This window comes from Exiguobacterium sp. 8A (genome assembly GCF_902506275.1).
In the GTDB taxonomy this organism is placed as follows: domain Bacteria; phylum Bacillota; class Bacilli; order Exiguobacteriales; family Exiguobacteriaceae; genus Exiguobacterium; species Exiguobacterium profundum.
This window is the reverse complement of record NZ_LR733630.1, coordinates 2,605,609-2,626,958: the sequence shown is the minus strand read 5'-3', so window position 1 is coordinate 2,626,958 and position 21,350 is coordinate 2,605,609. Positions and strand designations below refer to the sequence as shown.

The 21,350-nt window shown below is 45.9% G+C and carries 21 protein-coding genes, 2 tRNA genes and 1 other annotated feature; of the genes, 9 read left to right on the top strand and 14 right to left on the bottom strand.

The annotated features are described in order from the left end of the window. Window position 1: 1 nt before the first annotated feature. The 6 genes from GVY42_RS13785 to GVY42_RS13760 form a co-directional block, all read right to left on the bottom strand. Entirely contained in the window at window positions 2-547 is a 546-nt protein-coding gene (locus GVY42_RS13785; protein ID WP_159563548.1) for a nitrous oxide reductase accessory protein NosL, read from the bottom strand. After that, on the bottom strand, window positions 534-1,718 hold the full coding sequence (locus GVY42_RS13780; RefSeq protein ID WP_159563547.1) for a nitrous oxide reductase family maturation protein NosD: 1,185 nt from the start codon (window positions 1,716-1,718) through the stop codon (window positions 534-536). The genes GVY42_RS13785 and GVY42_RS13780 overlap by 14 nt, the downstream gene beginning before the upstream one ends. A 146-nt stretch (window positions 1,719-1,864) precedes the next feature. Then, window positions 1,865-3,157 (bottom strand): ABC transporter substrate-binding protein, encoded by a 1,293-nt coding sequence (locus GVY42_RS13775; RefSeq protein ID WP_159563546.1) that lies wholly within the window; start codon window positions 3,155-3,157, stop codon window positions 1,865-1,867. A gap of 174 nt (window positions 3,158-3,331) precedes the next feature. Beyond that, entirely contained in the window at window positions 3,332-4,312 is a 981-nt protein-coding gene (asnA, locus tag GVY42_RS13770; RefSeq protein ID WP_074037761.1) for an aspartate--ammonia ligase, read from the bottom strand. 69 nt (window positions 4,313-4,381) lie between these two features. Continuing rightward, window positions 4,382-4,622 (bottom strand) — a binding site (T-box leader). Window positions 4,623-4,726: 104 nt separating this feature from the next. Continuing rightward, complete coding sequence (locus GVY42_RS13765; protein WP_078146321.1) at window positions 4,727-5,629, bottom strand: carbohydrate ABC transporter permease; 903 nt, start codon at window positions 5,627-5,629, stop codon at window positions 4,727-4,729. Next, on the bottom strand, window positions 5,626-6,531 hold the full coding sequence (locus GVY42_RS13760) for a carbohydrate ABC transporter permease (RefSeq protein WP_196431582.1): 906 nt from the start codon (window positions 6,529-6,531) through the stop codon (window positions 5,626-5,628). Before GVY42_RS13760 ends, GVY42_RS13765 begins: the two co-directional genes overlap by 4 nt. A gap of 244 nt (window positions 6,532-6,775) precedes the next feature. Here GVY42_RS13760 and GVY42_RS13755 point away from each other — a divergent pair, with 244 nt between their 5' ends. From GVY42_RS13755 to GVY42_RS13745, 3 genes are all read left to right on the top strand, one after another. Further along, window positions 6,776-8,461: a formate--tetrahydrofolate ligase gene (locus GVY42_RS13755; RefSeq protein ID WP_159563545.1), complete on the top strand. Its 1,686-nt coding sequence runs from the start codon at window positions 6,776-6,778 to the stop codon at window positions 8,459-8,461. Window positions 8,462-8,475: 14 nt separating this feature from the next. Further along, window positions 8,476-9,384: an alpha/beta fold hydrolase gene (locus GVY42_RS13750; RefSeq protein ID WP_159563544.1), complete on the top strand. Its 909-nt coding sequence runs from the start codon at window positions 8,476-8,478 to the stop codon at window positions 9,382-9,384. 170 nt (window positions 9,385-9,554) lie between these two features. Then, window positions 9,555-12,524, top strand: coding sequence for an SH3 domain-containing protein (locus GVY42_RS13745; protein WP_159563543.1), 2,970 nt, complete (start codon window positions 9,555-9,557; stop codon window positions 12,522-12,524). A gap of 38 nt (window positions 12,525-12,562) precedes the next feature. Here the strand turns inward: GVY42_RS13745 and GVY42_RS13740 are convergent, their stop codons facing one another. The 3 genes from GVY42_RS13740 to GVY42_RS13730 are packed head-to-tail and all read right to left on the bottom strand — an operon-like array spanning window position 12,563 to window position 13,889. Then, window positions 12,563-12,976 carry a DUF3805 domain-containing protein gene (locus tag GVY42_RS13740; protein WP_074037765.1) on the bottom strand — a complete coding sequence of 138 codons (414 nt, stop codon included), beginning with the start codon at window positions 12,974-12,976 and terminating at the stop codon, window positions 12,563-12,565. Further along, window positions 12,973-13,527 (bottom strand): hypothetical protein, encoded by a 555-nt coding sequence (locus tag GVY42_RS13735; protein ID WP_236548971.1) that lies wholly within the window; start codon window positions 13,525-13,527, stop codon window positions 12,973-12,975. Before GVY42_RS13735 ends, GVY42_RS13740 begins: the two co-directional genes overlap by 4 nt. Before the next feature lie 2 nt (window positions 13,528-13,529). Beyond that, a complete protein-coding gene (locus tag GVY42_RS13730) occupies window positions 13,530-13,889 on the bottom strand; it encodes a hypothetical protein (RefSeq protein WP_031421018.1) in 360 nt (119 codons plus the stop codon). A gap of 138 nt (window positions 13,890-14,027) precedes the next feature. Here GVY42_RS13730 and GVY42_RS13725 point away from each other — a divergent pair. The 4 genes from GVY42_RS13725 to GVY42_RS13710 all read left to right on the top strand — a co-directional run bounded on the left by GVY42_RS13725 (window position 14,028) and on the right by GVY42_RS13710 (window position 15,763). Continuing rightward, window positions 14,028-14,101 (top strand) — tRNA-Gly (locus GVY42_RS13725). Between the two features lie 15 nt (window positions 14,102-14,116). Beyond that, window positions 14,117-14,190, top strand: a tRNA-Gly gene (locus GVY42_RS13720). 157 nt (window positions 14,191-14,347) lie between these two features. After that, window positions 14,348-15,148, top strand: a complete 801-nt coding sequence (locus tag GVY42_RS13715) for an MBL fold metallo-hydrolase (RefSeq protein ID WP_159563542.1) — start codon at window positions 14,348-14,350, stop codon at window positions 15,146-15,148. A gap of 408 nt (window positions 15,149-15,556) precedes the next feature. Next, window positions 15,557-15,763: a DUF3006 domain-containing protein gene (locus GVY42_RS13710; RefSeq protein WP_015880796.1), complete on the top strand. Its 207-nt coding sequence runs from the start codon at window positions 15,557-15,559 to the stop codon at window positions 15,761-15,763. A 51-nt stretch (window positions 15,764-15,814) separates the two neighbouring features. Here GVY42_RS13710 and GVY42_RS13705 read toward each other — a convergent pair whose 3' ends face one another. Beyond that, the gene (locus GVY42_RS13705) at window positions 15,815-16,381 is read right to left on the bottom strand and encodes a TlpA disulfide reductase family protein (protein ID WP_236548970.1); all 567 of its coding nucleotides are present in this window, start codon (window positions 16,379-16,381) and stop codon (window positions 15,815-15,817) included. A gap of 75 nt (window positions 16,382-16,456) precedes the next feature. On the opposite strand from GVY42_RS13705, the gene GVY42_RS13700 reads away from it, so the two are divergent. Further along, the gene (locus tag GVY42_RS13700; RefSeq protein WP_159563540.1) at window positions 16,457-17,311 is read left to right on the top strand and encodes an aldose 1-epimerase family protein; all 855 of its coding nucleotides are present in this window, start codon (window positions 16,457-16,459) and stop codon (window positions 17,309-17,311) included. Window positions 17,312-17,348: 37 nt separating this feature from the next. Here the strand turns inward: GVY42_RS13700 and GVY42_RS13695 are convergent, their stop codons facing one another. The 3 genes from GVY42_RS13695 to GVY42_RS13685 form a co-directional block, all read right to left on the bottom strand. Then, the gene (locus GVY42_RS13695) at window positions 17,349-17,567 is read right to left on the bottom strand and encodes a PspC domain-containing protein (RefSeq protein ID WP_074037769.1); all 219 of its coding nucleotides are present in this window, start codon (window positions 17,565-17,567) and stop codon (window positions 17,349-17,351) included. A 20-nt stretch (window positions 17,568-17,587) separates the two neighbouring features. Further along, complete coding sequence (locus tag GVY42_RS13690; RefSeq protein ID WP_074037770.1) at window positions 17,588-18,295, bottom strand: NAD(P)-binding oxidoreductase; 708 nt, start codon at window positions 18,293-18,295, stop codon at window positions 17,588-17,590. 79 nt (window positions 18,296-18,374) lie between these two features. After that, the gene (locus GVY42_RS13685; protein ID WP_236548969.1) at window positions 18,375-19,571 is read right to left on the bottom strand and encodes an LCP family protein; all 1,197 of its coding nucleotides are present in this window, start codon (window positions 19,569-19,571) and stop codon (window positions 18,375-18,377) included. A 196-nt stretch (window positions 19,572-19,767) separates the two neighbouring features. Between GVY42_RS13685 and GVY42_RS13680 the strand changes: the two genes are divergently transcribed. Beyond that, the gene (locus GVY42_RS13680; RefSeq protein WP_159563538.1) at window positions 19,768-20,682 is read left to right on the top strand and encodes a hypothetical protein; all 915 of its coding nucleotides are present in this window, start codon (window positions 19,768-19,770) and stop codon (window positions 20,680-20,682) included. Window positions 20,683-20,860: 178 nt separating this feature from the next. On the opposite strand, the gene GVY42_RS13675 is transcribed toward GVY42_RS13680, so the two are convergent. Continuing rightward, window positions 20,861-21,088 (bottom strand): hypothetical protein, encoded by a 228-nt coding sequence (locus tag GVY42_RS13675; RefSeq protein WP_159563537.1) that lies wholly within the window; start codon window positions 21,086-21,088, stop codon window positions 20,861-20,863. Between the last annotated feature and the right edge of the window lie 262 nt (window positions 21,089-21,350).

The following is a 21,350-nucleotide window of genomic DNA, read 5'->3' as shown; positions in this document are numbered from 1 at the left end:
ATTATTGCCCTTCTTCTTCTGTATCCATGTCCATTTCGCTATCTTGATCCATTGAGCCTTCGCCATCCATCTTCATGTGCATCTCGCCGCGCTCCCACGAATGGTCTTTCAATTGTTCGAAGTCCATCATATCTCCACCATTCTCTTCGATATAGGCTTCAGCATCAGCCTCTTTCGCGAACGAGAGAATATTGTACGCCATTGGTGTTTTCGACTCTTTGTCGTACACGAACATCGCTTCGTCTAATTCGACCCACTCTTTCGTATTGAAATCTTTCACGTACATCGCAGCAATATCTTCTTCTTTTTGTTCAGGATACCAATCACGCATGAGACAACCGATGTCATCAAACGCATATCCTTTTTCATTTTCCATGATGGCTTCCGCTGCGAACTGCTTATCCATGACTTTCATTTTACACACTTCACACTCTGTTTCGCCCCATTTGATTTCAAACGGTTCTGCCGATGCACTCGAACATGCTCCGAGTGCCAATGATAATCCTGCGATGGATAATAATCCTGATACTTGTTTATACGATTTCATGTCGTTTCCTCCCAAATATCCAAATGATAATAAGTAAAATGATACTCCCTAAATTCCAAATCGAACCGCTCCACTCCCACCTTGCTGTATAGGTTTGCGGTGAAAGGTCCGTCAACGATACATCGTTCGGACTTCTCAGAATGTTTTCTAATAGGAGAAGTCCCGGGGACCCGTATAATAATTCTAGCGCTTCATATGAATCAGTTAATAAGAACAAGTACGGTTCGGTTTGAAATGGGATTTCGCTATACCCGTCACGATCTAGGTCCAACGTCGTCCCACCCCAGACATTTCCTTGTACAACGTTGTCATCCGACTCGACCATCGTCACCGGTTCACGATTTCCTAACAGGTTATTTTGAAGAATCATCATCCCCGTTGCTTGCTTGAATTGAAAGCCGATATCGTTGCCGTTAATCGTATTCCGTTCAAGAATCGTTCCTACTGACTGCTCCGCGAACAAGCCGATATGATTTCCAGATACGTTCGTCATCTCGATGGTCGTATCGATTGCCTCATAGAGCATCAGCCCCGTCGCCGTTCCACCGAACTGGTCGTATACATTCCCATTTTTTAAGACGACTCGATTCGTTCCCATAATCATCGCACCGGTCAAATTATGATGGAGTTCGGGCACCGAAATCACCACGTCAGTCGGAAACATCAAGTGAATGCCGTAACGTGAATGCGAAACGACCGGTCGAACGATTGTGTGCCGAGATCCATTCTCTATGTATATCCCGTCTCTCACTCTCTTCACTACAACTCCACGCAGTTCGGTCGCCTCACTATCAAGGAGCACCATCCCATCCGCCTGTCCATTCCCGTCAATGGCCATTCGTGTGACTCGAACCCCATAACTATCCTCAATCAATAGTCCAGTACCAGCGGACTCGATCGATACATCAAGCAGTTGATGTCCGAGACCAGATACTTGGATGGCTGGTACATCGTCGTTCTCGCATTGTTGTACTGATACACGTTCGAGAACAGCACCGGTTCCACGCATGATAAATGCGGGATGGCCACAACTCGTATATGTTTTTCCGTCTCCATCCACATGCTCATTCGACTCAATGACGATGGGTTCAGTCAACGGAATCGAGTGTTCTTCCGCCTCTACCTGTGTTGCCCAACACAAAAATAGGATACAACTCAATATTCGTTTCATGCCCCCTCCTTCTCATAAGCGCTTACAACATCCATTCTACTGAAACCCCCACCGGTATGTGTGTGGTTTATATGGGATTCCTGTGACAATTTCTTCATAAAAAAAACACAGACGGTGAAGGGGTCGTTTCACCGTCTGTGCCATGCTTATTTCACTTTGTCTTGCCATACTTTCGTGAAGTCCTGAAGCATCTCTTCACCTGTTTTTTGTCCACCGACATATGCCTGCATAAGGGCACCATATTCATTCACTGCTCCATCCGGATACTTAAACCAGTTCCAAGAGATGGTCTTCCCTTCATTCGAATACGCCAAGATATCGTCTGCGAGTGGTCCAAGGTCGTTGGCTTCAATCGACTTGAAGGCAGGGATGAACTTGAACTTGTTGACCATGTAGTCTTTCCCTGTATCCGACGTCGCCATCCACTCTAAGAAGTCTTTCGCTTCTTCTTTATACTTCGAATTTTTGTTGACGACCCAGTTGTTCGGGACACCGACCGGAAGTCGGTCCATCTTCTCCGCATCGTCATTGATTGGGATTGGGACGAAGCCCATCTCCATATCTGGATTTACGTCGAGGATCATTTGTTGTGCCCAGTTCCCTTGTTGGAGCATTGCTGTCTCTCCTTGGGCGAACTGTGTGACTTGTGTATTGTAGTCCGTCGTCAACGGGTTTTTGTTTCCGTATTTAATCGTCAAATCAAACAATTTCAAAAACTCTTGGAACTGTTCATTGTCTTCAAACTTCGCTTTATTCTCATTGAGCGCTTGAATAAATGCATCCGGGTCGTCTTGTTGCGCCATCGGAATGTTCAACAAGTGGATTCCTAAAATCCAGAACTCTGCATAACCGACAGAGAACGGTGTGATTCCCGCTTGCTCAAGTTTTTCAGCAGCATCTGTCAGTTCAGAGAGTGTTTTCGGTAACTCTTTGATCCCTGCTTTTTCAAATAGTTCTTTATTATAGATAAATCCGTAACCTTCGAGGTTCATTGGCATTCCGTACAGTTTACCGTCCATCGTCATCGGCTCTTTGGCGACTTCTGTCAAATCTCCGATCCACTTCTCGCTTGAGAGGTCCTCGAGTTTATCCTTCCATGTCTGTGCTTCCGTGAATCCACCGTTGTTGAAGATATCCGGTTCATTTCCTGAGGCGAATTGTGATTTGAGGGCCGCACCGTAGTCTGCTCCACCACCGACGGTTTGAACCGTGACTTTCACACCCGTCTCCTCTTCATACTCTTTTGCCATCGCTTCAAGGTCTTTCGCAATCTCTGCTTTGAATTGGAAGACGTTTAACGTGACGTCTTTTTTGTCGCCACTATCTGCATTCCCTTCAGAAGAACCTTCGTCCGTGAGTGATCCGCCGCCGCAAGCCGCGAGTGATAAGACCATTCCAGCCGTCATGACCGCTGTAGACAATTTCCACTTCCGTTTCATCTCATTTCCTCCCTTAACCTTATCCATCTTTACAAACTCAACTTTAAATGAAAACGCTTCCAAGATGTAGGTGTCAAAATTGACGGATAGGGTGGAAAATGTTGCACAGAAAAACAGGACTCTTTTTTCGAGTCCTGTTCCGTGTTTCTTCTTATTATATTACAACAAGTTATATTACAACAAGCTGATGCCAGCTTCTTTACACGATTGAATGACTTCTTGCGGCCAGACCGATGTTTGCACTTCTCCGATATGACGCGCGCGCAAGAGATACATTGCGACACGCGATTGTCCGATTCCGCCCCCGATTGTAAGAGGAAGCGTTCCTTCGAGCACTCCTTGATGGAATGGGTACGCGCGCTTCTCTTCCGCGTCTGCTTTCTTCAGTTGCGCATCAAGTGCCACTTCGTCGACACGAATGCCCATCGATGACAGTTCAAATGCTGACTCGAGCTCAGGGTGCCACACGAGAATGTCTCCGTTAAGCGACCAATCATCATAGTCTGCCGCTCGTCCATCGTGTTTCATACCTGAAGCGAGAAGATCTCCGATTTGTGAGATGAAGACCGCACCGTACTCTTTACAGATAGCCGTTTCACGTTCTTTCGGTGTCATCGTCGGATACGTATCCTCCAACTCCTGACTCGTGATGAAATGAATCATTTCCGGAAGAATCGCTTCAACACCGTACGCTTTCTCTACTTCCGCTTCTGTTTCACGGAGCGCAGCGTAAATCGACTCCACCGTTGCTTTCAAGTATTCCATCGTCCGTTCTTCTCGAGCAATCACTCGTTCCCAGTCCCACTGATCGACGAATAAAGAATGGGTCGCGTCGAGTTCTTCGTCGCGTCGAATGGCACGCATCTGAGTGTACAATCCTTCACCGACACCGAATCCGTAACGACCGAGCGCTTCACGTTTCCATTTCGCGAGTGACTGAACGATTTCAAGTTCATGTCCCGGATACATCGTATCAAACTGAATGATACGCTCCACACCGTTCAAGTGATCGTTGACCCCACTCGCCGATTCGACGAATAGCGGTGCTTGTACTTGAATCAGTCCGAGTTCACGTGAGACTTTCTCCTCAAAGAGTGCCTTTACTGCTGCAATCGTCTGCTGTCTTTCTTTCATCGTGCTTGTTGCTGTTGTCATTTTCCGTTTCCTCCAATTGTGGAATATTTGAAAATGAAGCCATGAAAAAAAGCCCTCCATTCCCATCGAACATGGGACGGAAGACTTCGGTTCCGCGGTGCCACCCAAATTAGTAGACGAATCTACTCACTTTTTCGAGACAATCATCTCGTAACTCCGATAACGGGGAGCGGTCCGGCTACGTCTACTGGCAAAGCGTTCGGGTAGCGACTCCAGGAAGTTTTTCGACGAAGGGTTAAGACCGGGCTCACACCACCCCCGGATCGCTTGGCTCACTACCTTCGTGTACTCGTCCTTTCGACGTCGTTCACAATTGAATTGAGTTCATTATTATAAATATTCAGATTAATGTCAACGATTTTTTTCAAAAAAAATAATCCTCCGTGTAGCGAACGGAGGATTCCCTTGGGAGGGTTATTTAATCGAACCGCTTGTGATCCCTTTGATGATATGCTTTTGCATGCCGAAGAAAAAGACCAGAAGGGGAACGATTCCTAACACTAAACCTGCTAATGCCAAATCCCATTGTTTCGTGTACTGTCCAAAGAAATAGAATGTCGCGAGCGGGATGGTCCGTAACTCGACATCACGAAGAACAAGCGATGGTAATAAGAAGTCATTCCAAATCCATAGACTGTTCAAGATGACGATTGTCACCGTGATCGGCTTGAGAAGTGGAAAGACGATGCGCCAGAAGACACCCCATGTCGAGCAACCGTCGATGATGGCGGCTTCTTCAATCTCCTCAGGAATCGACTTCATGAATCCGTGATAAAGGAATACTGAGATACCAGACCCAAAACCTAGATACATGACGATCAGGCCCCAATGGCTATTCAACAGACCGAGGATACTCGAAACTTTCACGAGCGGAATCATGATGGACTGGAACGGAATGACCATCGCTGCCACGAACAAGAAAAAGATCATTGTGGAAACCCAATGTTTCGTCCGAACGAGTTTCCATGCCGCCATCGAGGTGAAGATGACAATGACCGCATTCGCTCCGACCGTGATGAGAAGGGAGTTCAAAAAGACACGTCCATAATTCATCGCTTCCCATGCTTCTGTATAGTTTGAGGTCAACCACTCGTTCGGTAAGGCGGACGTATTCGTAAAGATTTCAGCCATCGATTTGAACGAGTTGGCGACAACGTAATAGAACGGGACCAAATAGAGTAGTCCGAGCAAGATGGCGACGAGCTCAATAATTCCAAGGTTCCAAGAATACGTTCCCGGGCGAAGTGGACGCTGCGGGATACGCTTCGGTGTCTTCTCTACGTTTCTCTCGACATGTTCCAATTTTTCCGTCGTCATGCTTCCACCTCCCGTTTTTTCGTCACGTACACTTGCGTCACCGTAATCGCAGCCACGACCAAGAAGAAGATGACCGCCTTCGCTGACCCGAGACCATAATTGTTATTCACAAAAGACTCCGTATAGATATTTAAGGCTAACATCTCGGTCGATTTGAACGGTCCACCATTCGTGAGCGACAAGTTCGTATCAAACACTTTGAATGACCAAGAGATGGTCAGGAACAAACAGATGGTAATCGATGGCATAATCATCGGTAGCGTGATATGGCGGAGCATCTTAAGACGATTCGCCCCATCGATTCGTGCCGCCTCCATCAAATCAGTCGGCACGTTTTGTAGCGCAGCGATGTAGATGACCATGACATACCCGCCACCTTGCCAGATGGCGACAATCACGATTCCCCAAAATGCCGTTTGCGCATCTCCGAGCCATGGTAATTCGAACAGGCTCCACCCCGTCAACGCACCGATCGAGGCAAATCCTTTTACATAAATGAACTGCCAGATGAACCCGAGAATTAAGCCACCGATCAAGTTCGGCATGAAGAAAATCGTGCGTAGGAAGTTTCGCGTCTTAATGTTCATCGTCAATAATAGCGCCAATGAGAAACCGACGATATTCGTCAATAGGACAGACACAAGCGTATATTTCGTCGTAATCCAAAAAGAAGCGCGGAACTGCTCATCTTCAAAGAACAAGCGATGATAGTTATCCAATCCGACAAAGTTCAGTTCTCCGGTCACGCCGTTCCAGTCAGTGAAACTATAGTAAATGCCATTAAAAAATGGGATGAGTACGATTGCGACAAATGCCAGAAAAGCAGGTCCAACAAATGCTATAAAGCTCGCAGGTTTCTTCCAATTTCCTCTGCGTTTCGTCCGTTTAGTAGTCTCAGTCATGTGTATCGCCTCCACTATCACTGTATCGTGTCAAACCCTTAATGAAAACGGATACATTTGACGGAAAGGGTGGAAAATATTGAACGGAATGAATGAATTTGAAGGCGTGATGAGTTATGATAAAATCAATGATAATACGAACGGATTAAATATGATTTGCCTTGATTCATATTTTAATCCGAAATTCCCGAATGATTTTAAGAGAATAAAAAGATATCGTTCGATAAACGGAGGGACTTTTTGAATGACAACGACGAAACCATTATCTGACCTTACGATTGCCCAACAAGCCAAAACCTTGCCGATTAAAGACATCGCAGCAAAAATCGGATTACATGAAGATGATCTAGATCTTTACGGGAAATATAAAGCTAAACTTTCTTACGATGTCCTCGAACGTGTGAAAACGCAGGAAGACGGAAAACTCGTTCTCGTCACAGCGATCAATCCGACACCAGCTGGTGAAGGAAAATCGACGGTGACAGTCGGTCTCGGACAAGCGTTGAATCAGTTGGATAAACAAGCGATCGTCTGTCTGCGCGAACCTTCACTCGGTCCGACGATGGGCCTAAAAGGTGGCGCTGCTGGTGGTGGCTTCAGTCAAGTTCTCCCGATGGAAGACATCAACCTCCACTTCACAGGTGATATGCATGCGATCACATCGGCCCATAATACGATCAGTGCCATGATCGACAATCACTTGCATCAAGGAAACGACCTTGGAATCGATGTCCGACATATCGTCTGGAAGCGCGTCCTTGACTTAAACGACCGCGCACTTCGTCATGTCACGGTCGGCCTTGGTGGTCCTGCTCACGGAGTCCCTCGTGAAGACGGATTTGATATTACCGTCGCTTCAGAAATCATGGCGATTCTCTGTTTGGCCGATTCATTGGACGACCTAGAAGAACGCATCAAGCGAATCGTAGTCGCCTATGACCATCAAAAAGAACCAATCACAGCAGAACAAATCGGGGCGGCCGGGGCGGCGACGTTACTGTTGAAGGAAGCCTTTAAACCGAACCTCGTCCAAACGCTCGAACAAACACCTGCACTCGTCCACGGCGGGCCGTTCGCGAACATCGCGCACGGATGCAACTCACTGATTGCAACGAAGACTGCATTAAAGCTTGGGGAGTATGTGGTGACGGAAGCTGGGTTCGGTGCCGATCTCGGGGCAGAAAAGTTCTGTCATATCAAATCTCGAGTCGGTGATTTGAATCCGGATGCGGTCGTACTCGTCGCAACCGTTCGCGCTTTAAAAATGCACGGTGGCGTTTCGAAAGATCAGCTTTATATTGAGAATGTCGGTGCAGTCGGAGAAGGATTGAAATTACTCGCCAAACATATCGATACGATGAAAAAACTCGGACTGCCTACGGTCGTCGCATTGAACCGTTTCAATTCAGATACAGAAGAGGAACTTGCAACCGTTCTTGATTGGTGTGCGGCACACGGTATTCGTGCTTCGCTCAGCGAAGTATGGGCAAACGGCGGACTTGGTGGTCGACAGTTAGCCGAAGCGGTCATTGACGCCGTCGAGTCGAACGAAAGCAAACTTACGCCTCTATATGAGTTGACCGATTCGATCGAACAAAAGATTAAAACCATTGCGAGAGAAGTATACGGTGCTGCAGACGTCGTATTTACCGCCAAAGCACAAAAGCAAATGAAAGATGTTCAGGCGAACGGCTGGTCGGACCTTCCCATTTGTATGGCGAAGACACCGTTCTCCCTCTCAGACGACCCTGCAAAATTCGGTTATCAACAAGGATTCACCATCACCGTTCGCGAATTAAAACCTTCAGTGGGAGCAGGATTCCTCGTCGCCTTAACAGGCAACGTGTTGACGATGCCAGGGTTACCGAAACACCCAGCAGCTCTCAATATGGGAATTGACGAATCCGGAAAAGCAATCGGCCTTTTCTAATAGGGGGATGACACATGATCGTATCGGAGTTGACGTATCCTGACGGGTATCAAACAGAAGTCATGCACGTTCAGGCAGAGCAATCGATTGGAAAAATATTCATGTTTCACGGGATGCTCGAACATCATGAAAGATATATTGAGTTTGCACAGTTTATGGCAGATAATGGCTATGATGTGTTTGTGTGTGACTTGCGTGGTGCGGGTACAAGCGCTCATGACCAACGCACATATGGGCATCTCACGCCAGGAACGGGATTCCAACAACTTGTTGAGGATGCACAGTTCCTCATCCGTCAATATGAGGATGGTCGTCCGACATATCTAATAGGTCATAGTTTCGGTTCTCTTCTCGTTCGAAAGCTCGGTCAAGTCATGGGGCACGCCTTATCCGGAATCGTCGTCGTCGCCCCGCCTCCTCATCCAGGAGTTGCAGGCGAACTCGGGCATCGCTTAATTGCTACCGCGATGAAACGAACACACGAAACACACCAATCTCGTTTTTTTGAACGACTGTTATTCGGACGTTATAATCTTAAGTTTTTACCTGTTCGAACGGATAGCGACTGGCTTTCAAGTGTTCCAGACGAAGTCGACTCCTATCTCGCCGACCCAAATTGTGGCGGTTTGCCTTCCCTCGGTTTTTTACATGAAGTGACACGCGCTTCATTAGATGTCACCACGTCTGCACGGATTCATGAACATCCGAAGTCTCTTCCAGTTCTGTTCGTTGCCGGAATGGACGATCCTGTCACGCATGACGGAGAAGGGTTGAACGGAATCATTAAGAAATATCGTAATGCGGATGTCGAGCTCGCAGTCGTCACTTACGACAATGCTCGACATGAAATCCTTCGTGAAGCACACCGCGAACAAGTATGGTCAGATATTCTTGCTTGGATGAAGCAAAACATAATCCATTAATTTACTTAATCCCCTTTTATAAGGGGATTTTTCATTTACCTGATTTTAGAAAAATTATTTTAAGCATTTACCTTTTTTGTAATTCTACTTCTTCTTTCCATTTTTTAAGTACGTTATACTTAGACCGCAATCAATTTAATCATGCTCTCTCATCCGAAAGGGGTAACATATTGAAATCGACACTCTCAAGATTAGGAGTAGCCACGATTGTCTCAGGAACGATACTGAGCACTCTCGCACCACTCCAATCATATGCAGCAACATCCGAAGGAACAGTCAACACACCCATTTTAAATGTACGGTCTGATTCGTCGACATCGTCTTCAATCGTCGGCAAATTAACGGAAGGAACAACGGTAGATGTATACACCGTCAACGATGAATGGGCACAAATCAACTTCGAAGGGCAAAAACGATACGTTTCTTCTACGTATTTGACAATCGGTTCATCTATGACAACAGCCTCTACTACATCCGCTTCATTATATGTAGCTGAAATGAACGTCAATCTTCGTTCTTCCATGTCAACGTCCGCTTCAATCGAAACAGTCATCCCGAAAGGATCACTCGTAACACATCTGTCTACTCACGGGGCGACAGGATCTTGGTATAAAGTACAATTTGGTACATATACAGGATATGTGGCAGCACGATACTTCAGCGAAACAAGTCCTTCGTTTTACGCTTCGACAACTGCCGTCTTGTATGATTCGACCGGTTCTGGTGCGTCTAAAATCGCAACGATTCCAGAAGGTGCGAAAGTCACTTACCTCGATTCATTAGGCGCGACGGGTTCATGGTATAAACTCGAATACGGTTCACTTGTCGGTTATGCACCAGCACGTAACTTTACCGCGACTTCGCTTGCTCCAGAAGCAGTCACGACATATTACGCAGTGAAGAATGTCGCGCTCTACAATAGTTCAGGAACTGGTGCATCAAAAATTGCAACAATTCCACTTGGGGCAGAAGTGAAGCGTGTATACGTGAACGGATTGAGTTCATCTTGGTATAAGATCCAATACGGGGACACGGTCGGCTATGCGGCCGCGCGTAACTTCTCGACATCAAAACCTGAAGCCGTCGTCAAGACAACCTATTATGCGGTTCGAGACCTCGTGTTATATGAGTCATCCGCTTCCGGAGCAGCTCGTCTTCGCACGATTCAAGAAGGAACAAAAGTCGTCCAAGTATCAGATGCCAACTTATCGGACTCTTGGTTCAAAATTGAATATGATGGAGTCACCGGCTTCGCTGCCGCTCGTCATTTTTCAACGAAGGCACCTGAAGAAGTGACGATCACACCATACTTTGCGATTCGAAATGTAGCGATGTATAGTTCGTCTGCAGCCGGAGCGACGAAGATTGCCACGATTCCATTTGGCGCAAAAGTAGAACAGCTTTCACAAAGCGGTCTTTCTAATTCTTGGTTCAAGATTCGCTATGAAGGAAAAACAGGATATGCAGGTTCTAGTCACTTTTCATTAAAAGATCCAGAGGTCGTGGTGAAAACAGATTATTATACAACGCGTGATGTCGTTTTATACAACCGCTCGGATGCTGAAAAAGTGAAGGTTGCGGTCATTCCGTTCGGCACGAAAGTTCAACAAGTGTCGGAACCTGGTCTCACGGAACGATTCTTTAAAATCGAATACGGTCCGATTACAGGTTATGCGACGGCAGATTACTTCTCGAAAACAGTACCGTCAGACGAGCAATACGAAGAAGAACGTCAAGTTCGTATCTATGTAGATGGGAACGAGCCACTCAACGTTCGTTCGACGCCTGAAGTGACAACAGCAAATAAAGTCGGAACGTTAAGTACGGGAACGATTGTCAACATCAAACCAATTGTCGGTTCAGACTGGGCACTTCTTACAAGTGGTACGTATAGCGGCAACTATATTCATACCGATTACGTCGTACCTGTCACAACGACCCCACCTGCGACAGGTATCACGAAAAAAGTTTCGTATACTAGTTATCCGATGACAGTTCGTCAGATGGCAGACCGTCAAGTGGCTCAATTCGCCCAAACGGATGCCCATCGATACGATGAAGCCTACCTACCTCGTGCTTGGGTAAGTGTCAACGGATCGACAGGAAAGATTGTGAAATCTGAGATGACTGTTGTCTCAGGGTTAGGAACCGCTTTGAAGATGACAGCCTCTTCAAGCTCGTCCTCGCTCGTCACCATTCCATATGGTGCGTCAATTCAATACGTTGACCGTTATACTTCCGGGTCAACCGTTTGGTATAAAGTAAAATACGGCACGATGACCGGTTACGTGACACCAAGTTCAGTCGTCGGAACCGCCAACATTTTGAGCCGTCCAATTTTAACATCTCATGCGTACGGTCAAATTAATACAGGCGAAACCGTTACGATTACAGGTCAATCCGGCACATACTATACGATTTCGTATAAACGACCGGCCGGACACAATATCCGAGTCTTTGATAACACTTGGCGTCGTGCATCAGTTGATGATCTTCTTCCATACGTCGATCCTAGCCAGATTGATGCAAACTCTCGATCATTCTATCAATTCTTAGATTTATCGAAGAGCGCTGGGACAACTGCGACAACATTGAACAAGGTCCTCACATCAAAAGGAACGCTCAGCGGACAAGGTCAGGCATTCGTTGATGCGGCTAGTATGTATGGCGTGAACGAAGTGTATCTTCTCTCGCATGCCATCCTTGAAACTGGACATGGTACATCCCTTCTCGCAAAAGGAGTTCCTGTCGATAAAGATGGGAATGCATTAATTAACTCGAGTGGGAATCGGATTTATCCGGAACGTCCTGTTGCCGCAACCGTCTATAATATGTACGGTATTCAAGCAACAGATAGCAACCCTCTTGGAAACGGCGCCAAATACGCCTTCCAACAAAAGTGGTTCTCTCCTAAAGAAGCGATTATCGGAGGAGCTTACTGGATTGGGGCTAGCTATATCAATCACCCGACATATAAACAAAATACGCTGTATAAGATGCGCTTCAATCCTTCTTCACCAGGAACGCACCAATATGCAACGGATATCGGATGGGCCGCAAAACAAACGACAAGCATCTATAATATCTATCAATCACTTGATGCTTACACACTCAACTTCGATGTACCAAAATATCAGTAAAAAAGGAGACACGCGCCTCGTTGGCGTCGTGTCTCCTTTTATGTCCACTCAATCGAATCGATAATGGACTCGATTTCCATCTTTTCATCGGTCACCTGATCGGCTACGTAAGTTAAGAATAAGAGCCGTTTCCCGTCGGTCAAGGACCATACATCTAAATGCATCCCATCCTCAATCCCACTTGCGTAGGCCGTTGTCATATCACTCGTTTCAGTTGTGACACTTGGAGCAATCTTTACATCAATCGGAAATTCGCCTAAGAACGTATTCAATTCGCTCATAGCGGATTGTTTTGGTTCTTGCGAATCTTCTGATTCATAGATTGAGATTTGAAGCGTCCCTTGCGCATCCGCTTCCGTCGAGTAAAAACTCACATAGTCTTCCTCTTCGCTGTATTCATAATGTTCCGGATACGTCAGGCGGAACCACCCATCAATTTCGTACTCTTTCATGCTGTTTTCTCCTTTACTTGCTTGAATGCCAGCCCTGTGACCATTTTAGCTTGAAGCGCGTACTTCAAGCGTTCGGTCACGTAAAGACGTTGGCTATTTACGTCTTGGGCGATCATATGTCCAAATAAGTTCATGCGGACAGTTTGATTGGATAGGAAATAGAGTCGATCCGCACTCAGCGGACGATATTCGTTTGAATGTTCAAGGTATTCGATTTCAAAGCGGCGGAGGACGTTCAGCGCACAGTAACGATCGGTTTTCCCGGTACTCGTATGAAGCTCGACACGAACGAGCTGAACGTCATACGGACAGACATTCATAAAGATAGGTCCCACCCGCTCATGGATCAAGAGGATACCCATATCGGTCTCAATTAAATCTGGCAGGGCTCCTTCATCTTGCGAGATGCTTAACACGACATACGGTCGGCTTGTCGGTGCAAGCAATTCCCCTTTATAAAATCGAAATCGTTGAATTCCTGTTAGAACCCGGGCACGCCAAGCACTCCCTCGAGCCTCGGCTTCCATCCGATACAACCTCTCTCCACTCACGCTTACTCCCCCTTCACTTGTTTGAGCGCATCGACGAACGTTTCCCATTCTAGGTTGTCACAAACAACCTTATTTTCCAATCCCCATTCTTCATCGATTGTCAAACGTACTTCGTTCGATTGTGCGTGACGGGTGACTCGAAGATCTCCTATTTGAATCATATCCGGATGAATCTCAAACGTCATACTTGGTAATCCGACCCACTTGATTCGATTCGTTCGTAACACAACCTGCCATTCTTGTTCATGATGGATCGAAAACGTCCAACTTCGGAGAGACACCGTCGTGTTCGTTTGTTTCGATTGTTTCAACATTCGAAACCCTTCACCCATCAGTCGTAAATATGATTTTCGCTCACTCATATTTCATTTCTCCCCTTTTTTCTATTATCTGCGTTGTGAATAGGATTCTGCAACCTAAAAAGTTTTTTTAAAAAAGGGTTTGCAAATTCCATCGTATATGCTATTATATCAAAGTAACGTTAAGAGTTAATACGTTTCGCGGGTGTAGTTTAATGGTAAAACCTCAGCCTTCCAAGCTGATGACGAGGGTTCGATTCCCTTCACCCGCTCCATATTTTTTCTTTGATGCGGGTGTAGTTTAATGGTAAAACCTCAGCCTTCCAAGCTGATGACGAGAGTTCGATTCTCTTCACCCGCTCCAATATCGACATATACGCGAGAGTATCTCGCACACATACACTGCACGGTTGAGACCTTGCAAAAAGCAGAAAGTCACACGACTTTCTGCTTTTTTGTTGTTCCGTCTATTGTTTTGGGGAAAAGAGTGATTGAATCCATACAGACAAGGAGGAACTCCATTGATTCAAGCGAAGCTGCAATCCTTTACCGTATACGAAAGCGCGTTGATGCGAACGACATCGACCCTCATCGATACACCAGATGCCCTTTTGTTGATTGACCCGACCTGGCTCCCCGAAGAAATTGCGACAATCCGTCGTGACATCGAATTACACCGTCGGAATCGGCCGCTTTATGTCATCTTCACACATCATCATTTTGACCACATCATCGGAGCTTACGGCTTTGCAGATGCCACAACGATTGCCTCACAGGCTTTCGTCGATGCAGACTCATCTGACCAATTAAATGAGATTCGCGAGTTTTATGAACAGTATTATATTGATCACCCGATTCAAAAACCGGACATCGACCTGGTCATCCAACCCGATCAAACGCTTTTAATCGGTTCAGTGCCCGTGACCTTCCTCTCTACACCGGGCCATGACGCGACACATATGTCGGTTCTCATCGAATCCATGAATCTTCTCGTTTGTGGAGATTATGGGTCTAATGTCGAGCCACCTTTTATCGAACACGACCCAACCGCCTATCTCGACACGTTACAAACCTTGCAATCACTCATCTACGAACATGAGATTCGCTGGTTCGTACCAGGGCACGGCGATTTGTGCGACAGCCGGAGTCACATGATTGAGAGATTGAGTGCGGCGGAAGAATATATCTTGGCACTCCCCGAAGAACGTCATTGGTCCTCCGCATGGCCAGAGCACGCTTTTTTTGACCGTGTTCATGAGCGAAATCGAAAGATTGTGGAACAAAAAGAGACCGATCGTCGGTCTCGTCAACAAGACGTATAAAAAAATCGCAACGTCTCCCCAAGACGTTGCGATTTCCCCCTATGTAGACCTATTTCTTTGTGACGCGTTCTGAGCGGACCGTGAACATACGGTCAACCCCATAGATCGTTACTCCCGTCAGAGCGAGTAACCCAATCATTGCAGAAGAAAACATGACCATCCCCCCATTGTTCACAGTTTCGTCATAATCACCCCGTGGTTTCATTATAAAAGACCATTCCAAAAAAAGAAAGCGTTTTCTTCAAACTTTCTTCACATTTCCCGCATTTAACCTCTATCGTTTTTTGATACAACGTCCCTATAGTGATTAGACAGACACGTGTAAAGATGTGTAGCTTTTGTGGAATTTGGGAATACATGATGTAAGGATAAAAAGAGACAGAAGCTGCTCGTCGAGGAGGAAGAGGTATGATTAAGTACGGTACATTGGTACGAATCGAGGGAAAATATGCCGTATTGAGATGGAACAACGGCTCAAGTTTCATCCCTAGACGATTCCTACCATCCGAAGCACGTGTTGGTGATACAATCATTCGAGACAACCATCATTACTATCTTGAAGAAGATATGACCCCTAACTTTGACGCATTGATCAAGCAACACTATAAAAGCTGAACGGTCTGCCCTCTCTAACCGGGCAGTTCGTTCAGCTTTTTTTCGAATGAATCATTCTGAGATGTCGTCGATTTGTTGCTGAAGCCACGCCTCGTCTACCGGACCCGTTTTTTTCGCCACGATGATCCCTTTTGCATCTAGAACGTACGTTGTCGGTAATGCGACAACACGATATTGTTGCTCGACAGCGGCCTCTTCATCTAGCAAAATCGGAAAATCAACGGGATACTCATCTAGGAATGCCTCCACGTCCTCTTTTCCTCGTCGCTCATTTTTGGTGACGTTCACGCCAAGTACTGGGATGCCTGTCGCTTCTTCAAACGATACAAGTTCAGGAAACTCATCCCGGCATGGCGGACACCAAGAGGCCCAGAAGTTAATGACTACCGGCTGTCCTTGGAACTCAGAAAGGGTCAAATTATCCTCATCTAACGTATTCAAAGTGAAGTCCGGGGCTTGTTGCCCCACTTCAAGTCCTCCTAATACCGATTCATTTTGGACGATCGGAACCGCTTCTTCTTTCTTTTGTGTCATCATATATTCCTCGTAGCCTTTATATGCGAGGCCAGCAATCAATAGAAGGATCAGCGTTCCAATACCAATTCTTTGTAAGCGCATCATTTACCCCTTGTTTGTTTTACTTAAGATTTCTACACTTAACTTATCATAAACCCGTAAAGGAGCGTATGGATTGTGCAACTTCAAAACGAGAAAACACAGATAACCTTAAAGGCACAAGGTGCTGAGATGACGAGTTGGAAAGTATCCGGAACTGAACTCTTATGGCAAGGGGACCCGACCTATTGGGGACGACAAGCCCCGATCCTCTTCCCGATTGTCGGTCGATTGCTCGATGATCAATATGTATATGAGGGAAACACCTATACGATGAGTCAACACGGATTCGCTCGGGACGCTATGTTCGAGGTCGAATCTTCGACTGCCACGTCGGTCCGCTTCACATTGAACGATACATCGGAATCACGTCAACACTATCCATTCCCATTCACACTGACCGTGTCCTATCAACTTGTGGGAGAAGAAGTGATTGTGACGTATCGCGTCCATAACCCGGGCGAAACGACGTTACCGTTTAGCATCGGTGGTCATCCTGCATTCAATATTCCGTTCATGGGCGGGACATTTGAAGACTACGTGATCGATTTCGGCGAAATCCGCTCCCTCGATCGCTATTTGCTCGAGGGCCCTTATTTAACAGGCGCGTATCAACCACTCGGAGAGCGTCAGTATATCCCCCTCACTCGGTCGTTATTTGACGACGATGCACTCATTTTTGAGAAGATTGAATATGCTGCACTCCGACATCAACCAACCGGCGCAGCCATCGTGATGGAGAGTCCCTCTTTCACGCATTTCGGTATCTGGTCTCCGCCGCAGAAAGACGCTCCGTTCGTCTGTTTGGAACCTTGGTTCGGACATGCGGATTATAAAGGCCATCGAAAAGATTTCCTACACAAAGAAGGGATCCAACTCCTCCCACCAAACGAAACGTTCGAAGCGAGTTATACATTATATATGGAAAACTAAAAAATCAATCCGACGTCTTGTCGGATTGATTTTTGATTTAGAAGCGATCGTCTTGTTCAGCTTCATATTCTGACACCGGCTTTTTCATGATGAGTGCCAGAATGATATAAATGAGGAGTCCCGGGCCACCGAGAAGCGCCATCGCCACGAATAGGACTCGCATAATGGTGACGTCCACCCCTAAATAGTTTCCAAGCCCTGAACAAACACCAGCAATCATTTTATTGTTTGGGTCTTTATAAAGTTTTCGTTCCATATCATCTTCTCCTCAACTCATTATGATCGTTGTGGTCGACGTAATGTCGTTCTTCCGCCGTTCGCAACCTCTCCACGCCCTTCAAAGTCGAGCGCTTCATTAATCGGTGTGCTACCAGACTTGATTTCGATTCGGCGACCGTACAGACCTCGGTTGTCGAGAGACGCTGCGATGACAGTCGCGACATCGGTTTCGGAAATCGTCGCACCATCCGCATCACTCAAGTCCTCTGATGCTTCGATTGAACCTTTACTCGGTTCATCAACAATGGTCACTGGGCAAATGATCGTATAGTTCAAACCGCTATGTTCGATATACTCGTCAGCGGCATTGTTAGCTGACAGAAAGTTAAAGAGTTCTTTCGGTGCAGCGTTCGGTTGATCAGCGCCATAGGCACTGAGTAAGACAACATGACGTACCCGTTCCTTCTTAGCGGCATCGATGGCATTCATCGCAACGTTTCGGTCAAGCAGTTCAATTTCAGTGCTCGAACCATCCGCGCCAGCAGTTGCCGCGATAATAACGGCATCTTGTCCACTTGTCGCCTCATGTACTTTCTTCTCGAGTTCTGTCTCGACATCAACCGTCAATACGTGTGCACCCATTTTCTCGTACTCTGCTTGTAGTTCAGGATAACGAATTAAAGCGGTCACTTGATGGGTTTTCGCTAGGCTTTTCAATACACGTTTCCCGATCTTTCCTGTTGCTCCAATGACTAAAACTTTCATTCAAATTTCCCTCCTCAAAAGAGTAGTTCATTTGTTTAAATTTCCTCTTTCAAGTCAGAATCAAACCCTTTTCTTAAAATTATCTGACAGTACCCCAGACAGATAAATCAAGGGCGTCTCGAATCGCCTGCACGCTTTCTTCTAACGGTTCATAGTAATACACGTTATTGATATAAGCATCTTGACCCTCGACTTGCATCTTATTCACCTCAGGATTCGAAATCATCGTCAATCCGACAGATGCCATTTGCAAGACGTTCATCTCAAGTCCCATTTCTTCTTTCATGAAGCGATACGTCGCCGGAATTTTTGTCCATCCTGAAGGACTTGCCAGTTTTTCAGCGACAGCTGTCATGACCTCCGTTTGACGATTCGAACGTGCTCCATCCGTATCCGATTTACGATGTCTCGCATACGCCAATGCCATGTCTCCATCCATCGCATAGGAAACACCTTCCGTATACTCATACGTCTGGTTGAACCCTTTCTCGCTAAACGAATGCGTCGCCGTGACATTTACCCCACCAATCAAATCAATCAATTCCATGAATGATTCGAACGTGATGACGACCTGTCCATCGACCGAGGCGTCGGTCAGCCCTTCCACGGCACCAATCGTACACTCTGCACCTCCGAACGCGAACGCATGCGTGATTTTATCACCTTCCCGTTCAGGCTCACATGGAATCGCTGTATACGTATCACGTGGAATCGATACATTCTGAACAGTACCAGAGCGTGGTACGAATTCCATCAACTGCAAGGAGTCCGTACGAGATCCCGACAACGATTCTCCTACTCGCGCATCGCTCCCCATAATGAGGAATGTAAATGGAGCAGTCGCAAAATATCCAACAATCAGTAGCATTGCAAGTAAGAGAAGGGCAGCTTTCCCCTTCCATTTACGCTTTCGTTTCGATGGTTGTTTAGACGAATGATCCATTTCTCGTTTAGCAGGGGTAGACGGTGTTGATGGTTTCGTCGTCTGTCGAGATTTTGGTCGAGATGGTTTCCGTTTCGAAAATAATGAAACCCGGGGCAGTCGTTTCCGACTTGACTTTGCCGTCCCATTTTTCGTCCTTGGCGATTCTTGGGTTTGTTCATTTAAAAAGGGATGTTCTGATTGGCGTGTTACCCGTTCACGCTGTTGTTCAGATTGTGCATGTATAGAGGGCTCGTCCGTTTCACCGTGGTCCACACGAGACGATTCGATTTCTTGTTGTTCTAATTCGCGCTTTCTACGTTCGACACGCGATAAATGTTGTTCATCTTTCATCATTATGATCCTCAACTTTATCAATTTTTCTCTATTATCCCGAACCAGCCATCATCTGACAACGTTTCTTACGAAAATCCGTCTTAAGCATGAGAGCGAATGGTTGTTTCAGATGAAAAGCGGGAAAGGAATAATAATTGGTTTCTGCCCAAATCGAGATTGCCTACGAAAAGTTTGACTGAAAGGAGGAGAGCTGATGCGCATCGGAAAGTTACGCGTATTGTTAGAGCAGTATGGCGAGGCGACGTTACGCGATTTGCTCGTCGAAATGTACCGTCATACTCCTAAAGATGTGATTGATGATCAAGATTTTGATTTTATGATCAGCCAATTCACGCGCTATAAAGAGAAAAAAAATTCTGAAGAGCGACATTCGCTCTCGCAAACCATCACCTTGGCTGAACGGTTTGTTGATTCTGCGTACGAACATTTGTACATTCGTCCGAATCAAGTCATGTCAGAACGCGACCAAAAAAATTGGTACATTCATGCTAAAAAAATCATTCGCGATTTAGCACATTACGCCGAGGAATACACAGAAGCACGTACGATGTATGAAGAAATGTTTTACCTCCTCTCTACATCGGCTGGCGAAGAACCGCTCTTCTCTACGAGTGACCCGTTTCGCCTTTTAAAAATTTCACAAGTCACCATGCTCAAGCAACTCATTCACTACTATCAGCTCGATGCCCCGATTGATACCGTTTGGATTGACCGCGCCCTATACACCGCACTCCACGTGCCAAAAGATGTTGATTCTACACGAATTGATTTACTCTCAACGCTACCCATCGAACACAGTCATGCCAATACAAGAAAACTCCTTCACTCCCGTCTCTTAAAACTTTGCGATCGGATGTTAGAGAAGTCCCAAACAGAGGATACCGCGCTCGAAAACTATCAAGCGCTTAAAATGTTAGAACTCCGCCTTCTCGTCGCTGAAGGGAATTTGAAAGAAGCGGAACAAAAATTGTTCTCTGAATATATCCCGTTCTTTTCTCATCGCTCCGAACCATTTCGGGTATATGTCGACTTTTTAGAGAGTCACGGACACACTAGTGAGACGAAGCGCTTAAAACGAATTGCTAAAGAAAAGCGAATCCGATTTTAAAAAAAGGGAGTCAATCGATAGGATCGATTGACTCCAATACATGATATGAACGAGGGGTGTTCATTTGAAAAGGAGGACAGAAAGTTGGTGCAGAACTTTCTTCCTACACATATAAGTATAAGGGAACGATTGTAACCGTTACCAAATCACTTATTGCATTTTTGTGAACGTTTTCACGTTATTCAATCGTGTTCATCATGCCAAGTCCGATGACAGATAACAACACAATTAATACGAACAAATACACCATTTCATTCGGCGATTGAAATCCTTCATGAATTTCTACATCATCTTCGACAATGATATTTTCATGAATGACGACCGGTTCTGTCTCGGCCATGGCTGCAGACGGTGTTACCGTCAACCAAAGCACAGAAACCAGAATCAGTTGATAAATGTATTTCATCATATACTCCTACTCCGTGTTTTCATTGTGTTTAAGTATAGCACGTCTCATCCGTTCGTTGCGCTGACATTTGATGAATCTCACAGATGAACGATGAAACGAAATCCATTTCATTGTATTGGACGGATATGTTCTATTTTACTCGAACCTTTTTCTTACGTAATTGATTTTTTCTCGAGTCAGGTTTCATCATACTGCCACACCCCACGATACAAGATAGCGCTTACAATTTATTTGTACTTATCATTTGATAAAGAAAGAA